Genomic DNA, 15361 nt, shown 5'->3' with positions numbered 1-15361 from the left:
CTTACTGCGCCTGGATCTGGTCGAAGATGCCGCCGTCGTTGAAGTGTTTGGCCTGAGTGCTGCGCCAGTCACCGAAGGTGCTCTTGAAGGTGAACAGCTTCAGTTTGGGGAACTGGTTGGCGTAACGCGCGGCGATGGCTTTGTCCAGCGGACGGTAGTAGTGCGCGGCTACCAGGGTCTGGCCTTGCGGCGAGTACAGATAATTCAGATAGGCTTCCGCCACTTTGCGGGTACCGTGGGCGTCAACGTTCTTGTCTACCACCGCTACCGGTGGCTCCGCCAGGATACTTTCCGACGGGGTCACGATCTGAACCTTGTCCGGACCGAGTTCCTTGATGGACAGCAGTGCTTCGTTTTCCCAGGCCAGCAGTACATCGCCCTGACCGCGCTCGACGAAGGTAATGGTGGCACCACGGGCGCCGGTATCGAGGATCGGTACGTTCTTGTACAGCGCCTTGACGAAGTTGCGCGCGGCAGTCTCGTTGCCCTTGTTGTGATGCAGGGCATAGCCCCAGGCGGCCAGGTAGTTCCAGCGTGCGCCGCCGGAGGTCTTCGGATTTGGCGTGATGACCTGAACGCCAGGACGGATCAGGTCATTCCAGTCGCGGATGTTTTTCGGGTTGCCCTTGCGTACCAGGAAGACGATGGTCGAGGTGTAGGGCGAGCTGTTGTTCGGCAGACGGGCCTGCCAGTTTTTGGCCAGCAGGCCGTTGTCAGCCAGCGTGTCGATGTCGTAACCGAGGGCCAGGGTCGCCACGTCCGCGCCGATGCCATCCAGAATGGTGCGGGCCTGCTTGGCCGAGCCGCCGTGCGATTGCCGGACGGTGACATCCTGGCCGGTGGTCTTTTTCCAGTAGTCGGCAAAGGCCTTGTCGTAGCTTTGATAAAGCTCGCGGGTCGGGTCGTAGGAAACATTCAGCAGGGTGGTGGCGGCCTGTGCCGTCACCAGGCTGAAGGCCAGCAATACGCCGGCCAGAACAGGGGATTTGCGGGGCATGCGACTCTCCGGACAGTAGGGATGTCTGAGAGTCTAGCCAGATTTTATATTCCAAAGAAATGGTAAATTAATATTTTTACATTCCAATTGGAAATAAGGTTTATTGTGAGGCCGGTGTGGGGAAGCGCTTGACGCGTCGGATCGGAACAACCGTCTTGTTGCCGGAGGCATCCGTCTTGCGCTGAACCTGCTTCTTGCTGCTCTTCTTGCCGGAAGATTCGGCACGATGGATGTGGACGGGCGGCGCCGCCTCGTCATCATCCAGATCCATGATGTAGGTCGAATTTCCGCTGGCGCGGTTCTGTACCTGGGCACTGGCATTTTGCGCGCCACCAGGCTTGGGGACGGGCATGGCTTGCGCCGCACCCAGCACAATCAGCAATGCCGCCGTAATCAGTCTTTTCACGGTCGGGTCCTGTGTTGTTTCCGCCGCTGACGGCATGCGTCTGCGGGAGTATCTCTCTAGATTTGTGTTCCTTCGGAACACTTGTGCCAAAAATCGGCTTTGATTTGAATGAATTATCGGAAACAGGCTGTCAATCGTCTGTTGGCGGAATGTGTTGATATGTAATGGAATGTACATGCGGCGGGGCGCGGCTTCAGGACGAGCCAGCGGGCTTGCCGGGTGGCAATGCTTGCTTTCACTGCCGGAATCGCCGATACCGAATAAATGTCGCGAACATGTTGAGCCATGGCCATCAGGGGAGGTCATGCCGCCGGATCGCGTTCCGGAGTCGATTGCCGGCCAGCCCGGCTTTGAAACGGTACTTTATGCTGCCTGCCCCCATTCCTGATAACGAGTCTCTGCGCCTGGCGGCGCTGGATTCCTTTGACTTGCTCGATACCCCTGCCGAAGAGCGTTTCGACCGGCTGACGCGGGTGGCTGCCCACGCCCTGTCGATGCCGATGGCGCTGATCACCTTCGTGGCCAGTGACCGACAGTGGTTCAAGTCGCGTGTGGGGTTGACGCAGGCCCAAACCCCGCGTGACTGGTCATTCTGTGCCCATGCCATTCTGCTGGACGAGCCGCTGGTGGTGCCTGATACCCGGCTGGATGAGCGCTTCTATGACAATCCCATGGTGCGTGATGCGCCGGCCATTCGTTTCTATGCCGGTGTGCCCTTGAGGCTGGCCTATGGTGTCAAGATCGGTACGCTGTGCGTGATGGACACCCGCCCGCGAACCCTGAGCGAAGGGGAGCTGGCCATCCTGCTGGACCTGGCTCGCGTGGTGGAAGAAACCGTACAGCAGGACCGCATGACGCTGGCGCGGCCGAGTGAATTCGGTTTGCTGGCCAGCGCGCAGCGCGCGTCGCTACTCGATGCGGTCACCGGCTGCTGGAACCGGGCCGGCTTCGAGGCGCTGCTGCAAGCCGAAGTCGAGCATGCGCGCCAGCACGATCTGCCTTTTGCCATGCTGTTGCTCTCCGTCGAGCCAACCGGCATTCAGGATGAGCTGGTGATGGCGGAGGTCGCCAGCCGTTTGCGGCGGGTCGTACAGGGGGTGGGGACGGTGGCGCGTTTTGCGCCGGAGTGTTTCGTCCTGCTGGTGTCGCCTTGTGATCGTCCCATGCTGGGAAGGGTGCAGCGCCGGGTGCGCACGGCGGTGCAGGATCGGCACCTGACCATCGCCGGGCGTGAACATCTCAACGTCAGCACCGGCGCGGCGGTCGTCTCGCGGCCGGGCTTCGATGTGGCGCTGGCCCTGGTCGATGCCGACCGGCGTCTGCGTCAGGCACGACAGCGTGCCGCCAGCAGCCGGGCGAGCGAGGACCCGGCTCGGGAGGGGTGAGGCCCCTCAGGCATCCAGGCCGCTTTGCACCAGTTCCGCCGCCCGGATCAGGGCGCGCGCCTTGTTCTGGGTTTCCTGCCATTCCGATTCGGGGACCGAATCCGCCACGATCCCGGCGCCGGATTGCACATAAAGCATGTTGTCCTTGATGACACCAGTACGGATGGTAATGGCCAGATCCATGTCGCCACTGAAGGCCAGATAGCCGACCGCACCGCCATAGATGCCGCGCTTGGTCGGCTCCAGCTCGTCGATGATTTCCATGGCGCGGATCTTCGGTGCGCCCGACAGCGTGCCGGCCGGGAAGGTGGCTCGAATCACGTCAATGTTCGGTACCTGCGCACTGACGCGGCCTTCGACACTGGAAACAATGTGCATCACGTGAGAGTAGCGCTCGATCACCATCTTGTCGGTCACCTGTACCGAGCCGGTTTCCGCCACGCGCCCGATGTCATTGCGGCCCAGGTCGATCAGCATCACGTGCTCGGCAATTTCTTTCGGATCGGCCAGCAACTCGTCGGCCAGAGCCAGGTCCGCCTCGCGGGTCGCCCCCCGCGGACGGGTGCCGGCCAGCGGGCGGACCGTGGCCATGCCATCGCTGCGTCGTACCAGTATTTCCGGCGATGAACCGACCAGATGGAAATCGCCGAAATGGTAGAAAAACATATAGGGAGAGGGGTTGAGGCTGCGCAATGCACGATACAGCGTCAGGGGGGGCTCGCTGAATTGCATCTGCATGCGCTGGGCCAGCACCACCTGCATGATGTCGCCGTCCTGAATGTAATGCTTGCTCTGTTCGACCGCGCTCATGAACGCCTCGGCGCCAAACTCCGATACCGCGCGGCTGCCCTTGGCCGGCAGCGACAGCGGGATGTCGACCGGATTGCGCAGCCGTGCGCGCAACTGCCCAAGGCGCGACTGCGCCACCAGATAGGCATTCGGCTCTTCCGGGTCGGCATGCACCACCAGATACAGCTTACCCGACAGATTGTCGAAAACCGCCACCTCTTCCGACAGCAGCAACAGGATGTCCGGCGTCCCGACCGGGTCATGCTTCTGTTTGTCTGCCAGACGTTTTTCGATATAACGCACCGTGTCATAGCCGAAATAACCGACCAGACCCCCGGTGTTGCGCGGCAACCCCTGCGCCGGCGCGACGCGGAAGCGTGACTGATATTGGTGGATGAAGTCGAGCGGATTGCCCTGATGGCGTTCGATGACTTCGCCGTCACGTTCGACCTGGACGCTGCCGTTTTGAACCCGCAGGCAGGTGCGGCAGGGGAGGCCAATGAAGGAGTAGCGACCGAAACGCTCGCCGCCGACCACGGATTCCAGCAGATAGGAGAAAGGCTGATTGGCCAGCTTGAGATACACCGACAGCGGCGTGTCCAGATCGGCGAACAGCTCCAGCATCACCGGAATCCGGTTGTAGCCCTGTCGCGCCAGATCGTCGAATTCGCTCTGTTTCATGTTTGGCTGTGTCCCTGCTTGTTGTTGTCAGCCAGCGACTTGCGCACTGACCGCTGTGTTGTGCAGGTCATTCTTGCCGAATTTTCCGACTAAGTAAATTTTATCGCCAGAGAGCCGACCCGCAGGTCGGTTCTCTGGCGGTGATTTGATGACTGGTTGCTTAGGAATGGGTTGGCCAGTCGGCGTTATTGCTCACTGCACCCAGATGGCCGCTGTCGAAATCGGCGCTCGTGCCACCATAGATTTCCGGCAGATAGTCACCCAACTGAGTCGCATTGACCGGCTGTTGATCCCACGGCCAGCGGTAGCAGGTCGCATTCACCGGGTTGCCCTGCCAATTGGCGGCCGAAACCTTGTAACGCAGGATGATGCCGTAGTCCGGGCTGCCCAGCAGGAAGCCCTTGTACTTGCCCCAGGTCACTACCGGCGGCACTGAAGGGTCGGTGTGTTCGTAAGACGCCAGCAGCTGTGTCGTGCTGTCCGGAGCAAAGAACACATAGGCATAGCCATCCTTGTCCTTGTACTTATTCATCATTCTGGCGTTAACCGTCCAGTACTGCAGGGTCGGATTGGGGTTGTTGGTATGGGCGCCAACGCTGAAATACCGTGCCTGATAATTGCCGAATACGGTGTCGGGGTGATCGCTGTCAATGAAGGTGGTTGGCACCTTCATGCGCATGATCATCACCTGGTTGTTCGGGTTGACCGTATTGGTGAACGGATTCGCATTGGGATAGGCAATCAGATAGCTGGATGAGCAACCGTCCGGGGCGCGCTCATCCAGGAAGTTGCCGGCGCTGGAAGTGTCCTGGTCGGGACGGTAGACCGGGATGAATCCATCGGAATCATCACGTGTGGATTTTGCCGGTACGGGTACGGCAGGACGCGCTTCTGGCTGGTGTGCTGTTTCGGCGCTGGTTCGTGCGGCTGTCTGAGCGGTGTTGTTGCCCGTTGGTTCCGGATAGGCAAAGACCGATGCGGCGCCAGGCAGGTAGGGGTTGCAATCGCCCCCCAGATCCTTGTCATAAATTTCCGTTTGCTGGTCGTTCGACCAGGCATACATCACCAGACTGATCGAGGCCGTCTGGTCGTAGGGGCCGGCGATGGTGACCGGCGTGTTGGCGTACCCTGCAGGGAGCCTGACCATGTAGTACTGGGCAAACTGGTCGTAGCCCATCTGGTAGGCGCCATGATTGAAGTTGTAATAGTTGCCGTGATCCCAGCCCTTGGTGCCATACAGGCTCAATACGACCGGCTGGACGGTTTGGCCGGCGACGGTGACTGTTGGCAGCCTGGCGGGGGACTCCCAGCCTGTTTCGCTGCCATTCCCCCACTTTTGGTAGTAACGGAACACCAGGTCAACTTCGGAGGGATAGTACGAAGCCATCGGAATATTGAATGACTTGCTGAAGCTCGGCATGCTGCTCAGCTGACAGGTGGCGCTGGTTTCGACAACGTTCCCTGCCCAGCTGGGGGCACACTGGACCAATGCCAGCAGAGCCATGGCTCTGCCGGCATTCCGGATGGTAGCGAAAGATGATTGCATGGAATTTCCCGAATCGTTAGTGAGCTGTCGGGATGAGGCCGACAGGGTATCGTTCCTAGAACTGGCAGGCGTGAAAGGCTTGCCAGTCGGATAATCTAGCGACTCGGTGGAGGAAAAAACTGATCAAAAACTGCCGCAGAATGATGGTGCCGGGAGGGTATGAAAAAGCCCTCCGTCAGGGAGGGCCGGGTGATCGGATGTTCGAATCGTCGGTTACGGCATGTCAGATGGCCGGCACGGCCGGCTTGATCATGTCGTACAGCGCTTCCAGTGAGTCCACCACCACGTCGGCACCGAGCTTTTCGGCGTCGGCATAGCCGTAGCGCACCAGCGCCACCGGGCATCCGGCGTTGCGCGCCGCCAGGACGTCATTGGCCGAATCGCCCACCATGAGCAGTTCTGCCGGTGCAATGCCGAAAGACTGGCTGGTGTGCAGCAGCGGCAGGGCGGACGGTTTTTTCTCCGGCAGCGTATCACCGCCGATGATCAGGGCGAAGTCATCCGCCAGGCTGAGTTCCTGCAGCAGCGGCTGAGCCAGGCGCTCCGACTTGTTGGTGACCACGGCCAGCGGCAACTGCAGTGCCTTGAGCAGGCTCAGGCCGGTGGTGACGCCGGGATAGACGGTGGTGCCAACCGTCAGATGGGCGCGATAGTACTGGATAAAGAAGCGGAAGCCTTCTTCCCATTGTTCGTGCGGCGCCAGGGCATCGCGCTCGTCGGTGATGGCCCGATGCACCAGGCTGGCCAGACCATCGCCCACATGCTCGCGGATGCGGTCATGCTGCAGGGCCGGCATGCCCAGATGGGCGCGCATGGCATTGGCGGCGGCGATCAGATCGGGCAGGGAGTCGACCAGGGTGCCATCGAGATCGAAGGCAATGGCCTTGATGTGTTCAAGTTTCATGAGGCGTCAGCAGAGATAGAAAGGTTACGAATGTCGATGACCGGCTCGCGGCCGAAATCGGCATGATGCAGATAGTGCAGGATGCGGGCAGCAGCCTGCGCCGGCCCGCTCAGGCCACCCTCGGCCTTGAGGGCGTCAAAACGGTCGCGTTGCGGGAAATCCTGCGGGTCGCTGGCGCGGATGCGTGCCTGCATCTCGGTATCGATCACGCCGGGGTAGAGCGACACCACGCGTGCCCCGTTGGGCTGGGCCGCCTGTTCCAGTGCGGCATGGCGGCTGAAGTGATCGAGTCCCGCCTTGCTGGCACCGTAGATCCCCCAGCCCGGATAAGCGTGCGCAGCCGCTCCGGAGGAGATGTTCAGTACGCGCAGATCCTGGGTCAGGCGCGCGGCCGACGCCAGGAAGGCGTTGGTCAGCAACACCGCGGACAGCAGGTTGATGTTGAAGGCATCAATCACCGCCTGGGCCGGGTAGTGGCCGGCCAGGGCCATCGGGGTGACCACGCCGGCATTGTTGATCAGGCTGAGCGAGGAAAACGGGCCGTCGCCCAGCGCGGCCAGCAGTCGCGGCATCAGGCCGGCCACTTCGTCCGGCTGGCTCAGATCCGCCGCCACGAAGACAAAATGGCCGGGCAGGGGCTCGGCCGGGGCCTGCCGGGCGATGCCGACAACCGTCGCGCCCTCGGCCAGCAACTGGCGGGTCATCGCCAGTCCGAGGCCGCGCGAGCAGCCGGTGAGCAGATAGCCGCGCATCAGGCGACTCCGGCCAGTTCGCGACGCATGGCATCGATGGCGGCACGATAGTCGGGCGCATTATAGATGGCCGAACCGGCCACAAAGGTGTCTGCCCCGGCCTGGGCGATGCGGGCAATATTGTCGGCCTTGACGCCGCCATCCACTTCCAGCCAGATCTCGCCGCCGTGCTCGGCGGTCCAGGCATCGATGCGCGCACGCGCGGCACGGATCTTGTTCAGGCTCTCCGGAATGAAGGACTGACCGCCAAAGCCCGGGTTGACCGACATGATCAGCACCATGTCGATCTTGTCCATGACGTGATCCAGATAGTGCAGCGGGGTGGCCGGGTTGAATACCAGGCCGGCCTTGCAGCCCTGGTCACGGATCATGCCCAGCGTGCGGTCGATATGTTCGGAGGCTTCCGGATGGAAGGTGATCAGGTTGGCGCCGGCTTTGGCGAACATCGGCACCAGACTATCGACAGGCTTGACCATCAGGTGTACGTCGATCGGCGCTTCCGTGTGCGGTCGAATGGCCTCGCAGATCATCGGGCCCATGGTCAGGTTCGGGACGTAATGATTGTCCATCACGTCAAAATGAATGATGTCGGCGCCGGCGGCGATCACGTCACGGACTTCTTCGCCCAGACGGGCGAAATCGGCGGAGAGCAGGCTGGGTGCAAGGCGATAGGTCGGTTGCATGGCGTTCGGGCAGAAAGTGTTCGGGAAGGCGTTATTGTAACCCGCCGCATGCGCCTTGTTCGCATAATATAATGAGGAAATCCCTGTAAAGCCGATGCCGGTTGCCCCGGATAGCGGGTAAACTGGCGAAATGCCGCATCAGAAAATAGGAGAGACCATGTCGGACAAACAACTGGCATTTCAGGTGCAGCCCGAAGCCGTCTACGCAGAAGACCAGTCGGATGTGGCCACCGATGTCTATGTGTTCCGCTACCACATCCGCATCATCAATACCGGTAATGTCGCCGCCCAGCTGATCAGCCGCCACTGGATCATCACCGATGCCAACGAGCAGGTGCAGGAGGTGCGCGGCATGGGGGTGGTGGGCGAACAGCCGCGTATCGAACCAGGCCAGACCTACGAATACAGCAGCGGCACCACGCTCGGCACGCCCTATGGCAGCATGCGTGGCCGCTATCATCTGGTGAGTGACGATGGTCAGCGCCATGAGGTGGAAGTCCCGGAGATGCAACTGGTCGCCCATCGCGTCTTGCACTGATCCAGAAACAAAGGTTTTTCATGCGTTTCACACATAGCGGCCCGGCGCCGACCGACCGGCACGACTGGCAGACCCTGCGTACCCTGTTTCCCTATCTGCTGCAGTTCAAATGGCGCCTCGGGCTGGCACTGTCCTGCCTGATTCTGGCCAAGGTGGCCACCGTCACCACCCCGCTGTACCTCAAGCATGTCATCGATGCCCTGTCGGTGCCGGCCACCCTGCTGGCCGTGCCGGTGGCGGCGCTGGCCGGCTATGGTCTGGCCCGCCTGATGTCCAGCCTGCTGGCGGAACTGCGCGATGCCATCTTTGCCAAGGTCATCCAGGGGACGGTACGCACGGTCGCCCGCACTGTGTTTGAACACCTGTTCCGCCTGTCGCTGCGCTTTCATCTGTCGCGCCAGACCGGCGGCATGAGCCGCGACATCGAGCGCGGCACCCGGGGCATCGGCTTCCTGCTCAATTTCACGGTGTTCAACATCCTGCCGACCCTGCTGGAAATCGCCATGGTGACCGGCATTCTGCTCTCGCGTTATCAGGGCTGGTTTGCCGTCGCCACCCTCGGCACCATCGTCGTCTACATCGTCTTTACCCTGTCGGTGACCGAGTGGCGCACCGTTTTCCGCCGCAGCATGAACGACCTCGATTCGCGCGCCAATGCCAAGGCCATTGACGCGCTGATCAATTTCGAGACGGTGAAATACTTCAATAACGAAGGCTACGAATCGCGCCGCTACGACCGCAACCTGGCCGACTGGGAGGCTTCTGCCGTCAAAAACCAGGTGTCTCTGTCCCTGCTCAATGCCGGGCAGGGCGCCATCATCGCCATCGGTGTCACTCTGGTGATGAGCATGGCGGCCCGTGGCGTCGTGCAGCACACCATGAGCGTCGGCGACGTGGTGCTGGTAGCCACCTACATCACCCAGCTGTATGCGCCGCTGAATTTTCTCGGCTTCGTGTATCGCGAAATGAAGCACTCGCTGGCGGACATGGAACGCATGTTCACCATTCTGTCCTCCGAGGCCGAAGTGACCGACCGGCCCGATGCCCGGGTACTGACCTCGCGTGACATTACCGTGCGCTTCGAGGCGGTCGACTTCGGTTATGACGCCGACCGGCAGATCCTGCATCAACTCAGCTTCGAAATTCCCGCAGGCAACACGCTGGCGGTCGTCGGGGCCAGCGGCGCCGGCAAATCCACTCTGGCGCGTTTGCTGTTCCGCTTCTACGACCCGACTGCCGGACGCATCACCTTCAATGGTGTCGATACCCGCGATCTGACCCAGGATTCGCTGCGTGCCCACATCGGCATCGTGCCGCAAGACACCGTGCTGTTTAACGACAGCATCTACTACAACATCGCCTATGGCCGCCATGACGCCAGCCGCGAAGAAGTCATCGAGGCGGCGCGTTCGGCCCGCATCCACGAATTCGTCATGAGCCTGCCCAAGGGCTACGACACTCAGGTCGGTGAGCGCGGCCTCAAACTCTCCGGCGGGGAAAAACAGCGCGTCGCCATTGCGCGTACCCTGCTGAAAAACCCGCCCATCCTGATTTTCGACGAAGCCACCAGTGCGCTCGACTCGCATACCGAAAAGGCCATTCAGCAGGAGCTGACGGAAATTGCCGCCAATCGCACCACGCTGATGATCGCCCACCGACTGTCCACCATCGTCGATGCGGACCAGATTCTGGTGCTGGATGGCGGCAGAGTGATCGAGCAGGGCACCCATCGGGAACTGCTGGCCAAAGCAGGTCGCTACGCAGAAATGTGGCGCCTGCAGCAGGAACAGCGCAACGATTTGTCGCCGGTTGAGATGGGTCAATAAGCTTTATATTATTTTCTATTCCATCGTGGTAAAGTTCTGCCATTCCCCGACGAGAGTGGCGAGAGACCCGCTCCCTGGGAATGCGTCGCGTGCTGGCTGGTCCCTTACCGCCCGGCAGTGCTTCCACCGTACTGCTTGCAAGCATGGCGCCATTTGCAATCCGCTCAAATAGCTCATAGGAAGTAGTGCAATGGTTATTGCCGAACTCGAACCCAAAGCGGTCTGGGAACATTTCCAGACCTTGTGCGACATTCCGCGTCCTTCCAAGCACGAAGAACAACTGCGCGATTACCTCAAAGGCTGGGCTGACCTCAATGGCCTGGAATCGGTGATTGACGCTGCGGGTAACCTGATCATCCGCAAGCCGGCTACCCCGGGCATGGAAAACCGTGTCGGCGTGGTCATGCAGGGCCACCTGGACATGGTGTGTCAGGCCAATGCCGGCACCGAACACGATTTCTTCAAGGATCCGATCCGTCCGGTACTGAAGGATGGCTGGCTGATCGCTGAAAACACCACCCTGGGCGCCGACAACGGCATCGGCGTGGCACTGGCCATGGCGGCCCTGGTCAGCAAGGACATCAAGCACGGCCCGATCGAAGCCCTGTTCACCCTGGATGAAGAGCAAGGCATGGGCGGCGCCATTGGCCTGGAAACCGGCCTGCTCAAGGGCAAGTTCATGCTCAACCTCGATACCGAGGAATGGGGTGAGTTCTATATGGGGTGTGCCGGCGGCATCGACGTTAATGTCGAACGTCAGTACGCCACCCGCGCCGTTCCGGCCGGCTACCAGGTTGTGCGTCTGGCCGTGACCGGCTTGCGCGGCGGCCACTCCGGTGCCGACATTCACCTCGGCCGCGGCAATGCCAACAAGATCCTGCTGCGCGTGATGAACGACCTGGGTCGTGAAACCGACCTGTGCCTGGCCGGCTTCACCGGCGGTACCGCCCGCAACGCCCTGGCACGCGAAGCCTTCGCCGTCGTGGCCGTTCCCAAGGCCGACCTGGGCAAGGTTGCCGGCCTGCTGGATTCGATGCAGCAAGTACTGCGCGAAGAATATGCCGGCATCGACGACGGCGTGACCCTGGGTTGCAGCGACGACAAGGCCGACAGCGTGCTGGCCGCCGATGACCAGAAGGCCATCCTGTCCGCGCTGCATGCCTCGCCGCATGGCGTCAAGGCCATGAGCGCCCGCGTCACCGGCGTGGTGGAAACCTCCAACAACGTTGGCGTGATCCGCATCAATGACGGCAAGATGACCGCCAACTTCATGGTTCGCTCGCTGAACAACTCGGGCACCATGATGCTGGCCAACGAAATCATCAGCCTGTTCTCGCTGATCAACGCTGAAATCAGCACCGAAGGCGGCTATCCGGGCTGGGCGCCGAATCCGTCCTCCAAGCTGCTGGCGCTGTGCCGCGAAGTCTACAAACGTGACTTCAAGGCCGAGTCCAACGTCAAGGTGATTCACGCCGGTCTGGAATGCGGCATCATCGGTTCCAAGTACCCGCAAATGGACATGGTGTCTTTCGGCCCGAACATCCGTGGCGCTCACGCCCCGGGCGAACGCGTTGAAGTCGAGTCGGTCGGCTACTGCTGGGAACTGGTCAAGGCCATCCTGGCGGAAGTGCCGGTTGCCTGAGTCAGAACGACGCCGCTCGCGTCACACAAAAACGCCGATCAGCACTGATCGGCGTTTTTTTTCGATATCTTTCCGTTGTCTTGCCACAGCAAGTCATCCGGTTTGCCATCAGACTGATGGCTTCGATCAAGACTGTCTGAGCGATCTGCCATGCACATTGAATCGTCGCTGAAAAAATGGTTTTCCTGTCTTGCTCCGGCAGACCAGCCAAACAGCCAAGCCCTGCTGGATGGCCTCCAGCGACAAGGCATTCAAACGGCGCAAGACATTCCCAGGTATGTCTGCGCTCTGGCAGAACAACTGGGGCGACACAAGCCGGAAGTGGCCGCGCAACATCTGATCGCCTTCAAGCAGGCCATTCATAAATTCAAGTCGAATTTACCCAGTGACGGCAAGGAAGTCGCCGGCCCGGCCAAAGTGATGCAGGCTGTCCAGTCAGTGGATTTTGATGGCCTGGATTTGCAGGCGATGCGAGCGATCCGACAGTTTTGCCGCAGGAACGGAGCCCTGGAAACACCGTATCGTCAGGATGTGGCGTTACATACATTGTCCCAAAACGAGTTCAGTACGCTTGGCCTGTGTATGGCGCAGGCACTGGCGATCAAGCGGTATCAGGCATGCTGCGGCGGTGATGCTCAAAGCATCAAGGCCAGGCTGAACGAGCCGGGGCAACAGTCGACTGCGCTCTACCAGAGTATTAGCGCCGATACAACGGCGCTCGGGGAGTGGGTGGAAAACGCGAAAGACGTACTGCCGCATGGTTACGAGATATCTCCGTGTGCAAACTGAAATCGGCGCTGTTCGCCTGTCTGCTGTCGGGCCATGGGGAGCGGGAAAAATGATGTCGGGCGCGCTGACTTGCCCCGTGTCAGGGAGGCCACCCACAATCGGCCTTTTCCTGCTCAGGTTCCGCGCCGATGTTTATTGCCCACTTGCCTGCTGGCTATCTGCTGACTGTTCGACTGTATGCCCACCTCTGTCCTCAGCTTAACTGGCGACTGTTTTTGTGTGTCGGCCTGTTTGGTGCCATCGCCCCCGATCTGGATTTGCTGTACGGCTATCTGATCGATCAGGGCAGGGTCCACCATCACCGCTACCCCAGCCACTGGCCGGTGAGTTGGGGGCTGCTTTTACTCCTTGCCAGCCGCTGGCTGCACTGGCGCCGCTCGGTCGCCGCGATGCTGCTGCTGATTTTCAGCCTCAACGGCCTGCTGCACCTGCTGCTGGATTCCGTGGTGGGCGATATTTGGTGGCTGGCACCCTGGCTGGACCGGCCCTTTGCCCTGGCCACGGTGAGCGCGCGTTATCAGCCCTGGTGGCTCAACTTTCTGCTGCATTGGTCGTTTCTGCTCGAACTGTTATTGCTGGCGCTGGCCTGGCGCAGGCTGCGCCGGCGCCCGTCCGGCGTCTGATATGATTCAGTCATTTTTCAGAGAATCCGCCATGGAAGACTGCCAGCGACTGCGCGCGATCGTGCGCCAAAACGCCACCTTCATGCAGGCCCTGACCCTGCTGCGCCAGCAGGCGCTGCCCGATGGCTGGATCGGGGCCGGTGCCGTGCGCTCGCTGGTGTGGGATGCGCTGACCGGGCAGCCGGACTGGCGCGTGCCGGGCGACATGGATGTCTGCTATTTCGATGAGCGGGACCTGAGTGCCGACACTGAACGCGGCTATCAGGTCAGCCTGCACACACTCTGCCCGGACTTGCCCTGGGAAGTCTGCAATCAGGCGAGGGTGCATCTGTGGTATCCCCAAGCCTTCGGCAAGACCGTTCCGCCGCTGCGCAATATGCATGAGGCCGTGGCCAGCTGGCCGGAGTATGCCACCTGCGTCGCCGTGCGCCTCACTGCGCAGGATGATATCGAGCTGCTGGCCCCGCATGGCCTGGAGGATCTGTTTGCCCTGCGTATTCGCCACAATCCGGTCCGGGCCAGCCTGGCCGACTTCCGGCGCCGCCTGGCCAGCAAACGCTTTGATCAGCGCTGGCCAGGGGTGCACATCATCGAGCCCTGAGTATCACGTTTCTTGATCCAGCGCAGTGCCGGTACTTGACCGCAGGGGGCTGGCTGTTTAGTATGCAAACAAATGTTTGAGTAACGGACAATTGTTTGCCATGACCGAACGAGAGCAGGAAATTCTGGCGCTGCTGCGTCAAGACCCGCTGATCCCGCAACAGCAACTGGCGGACCAGCTGGGTATCAGTCGCTCCGCCGTGGCGGGGCACATCATGAACCTGATGCAGAAGGGCTATATCCTCGGCAAGGGATATATCCTGTCCAGCCAGCGCTACGTCGTTTTACTCGGCGGCGCCAATATGGACATCCGCGGCAGCACCCCCGCACCGCTGCGCCTGGCCGATTCCAATCCCGGCAAGGTCAGCTGCTCCCCGGGGGGCGTGGCGCGCAATATCGCCGAAAACCTGGCCCGTCTGGGCGCCGATTGCCGGCTGATCAGCTGCGTAGGGGACGACCTCTATGGCCGCTCCCTGCTGGAAACCACTCAGCGCGCCGGTGTTGACGTGCGCCCGTGCGTGGTGCTGCCCGATGCCGCCACCTCGACCTACCTGTCGATCCACGGCCCGGACGGCGACATGTCCATCGCCATCAACGATATGGACATCCTGCAGCGCCTCGATGCCGCCACCCTGGCGCCGCAGCGCGAACTGGTGCGCCATGCCGGGCTGATCGTCGCCGATACCAACCTCACCCCCGAGGCGCTGGCCTGGCTATTTGCCGAAGCGCGCGACATTCCGGTCTTCGTCGATACCGTCTCTGCCTTCAAGGCCGAGCGCATCCGCCCCTGGCTGAGCCAGATCCATACCCTCAAGCCCAACCGTCTGGAAGCCGCCACCCTGTCCGGCCTGCCGCTGGACAGCGCCACCGACGTAGCTGCTGTGGCGCACTGGTTCCATGACCAGGGGGTACGCCAGCTGATCCTCAGCATGGGCAGCGAGGGCGTGTACTACAGCAATGGCAGCCAGCAGGGCTGGAGCCCTGCGCCCAGCGTCGACATCGTCAACGCCACCGGCGCCGGGGATGCCCTGATGGCCGGTCTGGCCTGGGGCTGGCTGCAGGAACTGACACTGGCCGAGACCCTGCCACTGGCCCAGGCCTGCGCCGCACTGACCCTGAGCTGCGCCGCCACCAATAACCCGACCCTGTCGCTGGCCGCCGTCCAGCATCTGTCCCGAACCCTGACGCCTACGGAGTAAA

The 15361-nt window shown here is 61.3% G+C and carries 15 protein-coding genes; 8 read left to right on the top strand and 7 right to left on the bottom strand.

Going from position 1 to position 15361, the window contains the following annotated elements; genetic code table 11:
• Position 1 precedes the first annotated feature (1 nt).
• Together AACH39_RS03620 and AACH39_RS03615 are read right to left on the bottom strand one after the other, a co-directional pair.
• Positions 2 to 997 (bottom strand): sulfate ABC transporter substrate-binding protein, encoded by a 996-nt coding sequence (locus tag AACH39_RS03620; protein ID WP_215782399.1) that lies wholly within the window; start codon positions 995 to 997, stop codon positions 2 to 4.
• A gap of 100 nt (positions 998 to 1097) precedes the next feature.
• Positions 1098 to 1403, bottom strand: a complete 306-nt coding sequence (locus AACH39_RS03615) for a hypothetical protein (protein ID WP_215782400.1) — start codon at positions 1401 to 1403, stop codon at positions 1098 to 1100.
• Between the two features lie 365 nt (positions 1404 to 1768).
• On the opposite strand from AACH39_RS03615, the gene AACH39_RS03610 reads away from it, so the two are divergent.
• Positions 1769 to 2788: a GAF domain-containing protein gene (locus tag AACH39_RS03610; protein WP_338620925.1), complete on the top strand. Its 1020-nt coding sequence runs from the start codon at positions 1769 to 1771 to the stop codon at positions 2786 to 2788.
• A gap of 6 nt (positions 2789 to 2794) precedes the next feature.
• Here AACH39_RS03610 and trpE read toward each other — a convergent pair whose 3' ends face one another.
• From trpE to rpe, 5 genes are all read right to left on the bottom strand, one after another.
• Positions 2795 to 4258 (bottom strand): anthranilate synthase component I, encoded by a 1464-nt coding sequence (trpE, locus tag AACH39_RS03605; RefSeq protein WP_338620924.1) that lies wholly within the window; start codon positions 4256 to 4258, stop codon positions 2795 to 2797.
• Between the two features lie 160 nt (positions 4259 to 4418).
• Positions 4419 to 5804, bottom strand: coding sequence for a hypothetical protein (locus AACH39_RS03600; protein ID WP_338620923.1), 1386 nt, complete (start codon positions 5802 to 5804; stop codon positions 4419 to 4421).
• Between the two features lie 223 nt (positions 5805 to 6027).
• Entirely contained in the window at positions 6028 to 6708 is a 681-nt protein-coding gene (locus AACH39_RS03595) for a phosphoglycolate phosphatase (protein WP_215782404.1), read from the bottom strand.
• Positions 6705 to 7460, bottom strand: coding sequence for an SDR family NAD(P)-dependent oxidoreductase (locus tag AACH39_RS03590; RefSeq protein WP_215782405.1), 756 nt, complete (start codon positions 7458 to 7460; stop codon positions 6705 to 6707). Before AACH39_RS03590 ends, AACH39_RS03595 begins: the two co-directional genes overlap by 4 nt.
• On the bottom strand, positions 7460 to 8143 hold the full coding sequence (gene rpe, locus AACH39_RS03585; protein ID WP_215782406.1) for a ribulose-phosphate 3-epimerase: 684 nt from the start codon (positions 8141 to 8143) through the stop codon (positions 7460 to 7462). The genes AACH39_RS03590 and rpe overlap by 1 nt, the downstream gene beginning before the upstream one ends.
• A gap of 157 nt (positions 8144 to 8300) precedes the next feature.
• On the opposite strand from rpe, the gene apaG reads away from it, so the two are divergent.
• The 7 genes from apaG (at position 8301) to AACH39_RS03550 (ending at position 15360) form a co-directional block, all read left to right on the top strand.
• Entirely contained in the window at positions 8301 to 8681 is a 381-nt protein-coding gene (gene apaG / locus AACH39_RS03580; RefSeq protein WP_215782407.1) for a Co2+/Mg2+ efflux protein ApaG, read from the top strand.
• A gap of 20 nt (positions 8682 to 8701) precedes the next feature.
• Complete coding sequence (locus AACH39_RS03575) at positions 8702 to 10507, top strand: ABC transporter ATP-binding protein/permease (RefSeq protein ID WP_338620921.1); 1806 nt, start codon at positions 8702 to 8704, stop codon at positions 10505 to 10507.
• A gap of 190 nt (positions 10508 to 10697) precedes the next feature.
• A complete protein-coding gene (locus tag AACH39_RS03570) occupies positions 10698 to 12149 on the top strand; it encodes an aminoacyl-histidine dipeptidase (protein WP_215782409.1) in 1452 nt (483 codons plus the stop codon).
• 150 nt (positions 12150 to 12299) lie between these two features.
• A complete protein-coding gene (locus AACH39_RS03565; RefSeq protein WP_338620920.1) occupies positions 12300 to 12938 on the top strand; it encodes a hypothetical protein in 639 nt (212 codons plus the stop codon).
• A gap of 128 nt (positions 12939 to 13066) precedes the next feature.
• Positions 13067 to 13561: a metal-dependent hydrolase gene (locus AACH39_RS03560; RefSeq protein WP_338620919.1), complete on the top strand. Its 495-nt coding sequence runs from the start codon at positions 13067 to 13069 to the stop codon at positions 13559 to 13561.
• A gap of 31 nt (positions 13562 to 13592) precedes the next feature.
• Complete coding sequence (locus tag AACH39_RS03555; RefSeq protein WP_338620918.1) at positions 13593 to 14162, top strand: nucleotidyltransferase family protein; 570 nt, start codon at positions 13593 to 13595, stop codon at positions 14160 to 14162.
• 100 nt (positions 14163 to 14262) lie between these two features.
• On the top strand, positions 14263 to 15360 hold the full coding sequence (locus AACH39_RS03550) for a PfkB family carbohydrate kinase (protein WP_215782413.1): 1098 nt from the start codon (positions 14263 to 14265) through the stop codon (positions 15358 to 15360).
• The last annotated feature ends 1 nt before the right edge of the window (position 15361 follow it).

Origin of the sequence: Paludibacterium flexuosum (assembly GCF_037076605.1) — a bacterium.
GTDB lineage: Bacteria > Pseudomonadota > Gammaproteobacteria > Burkholderiales > Chromobacteriaceae > Paludibacterium.
Note: the sequence above shows the minus strand (reverse complement) of the source record. Positions and strands in the feature narration are given on the sequence as shown.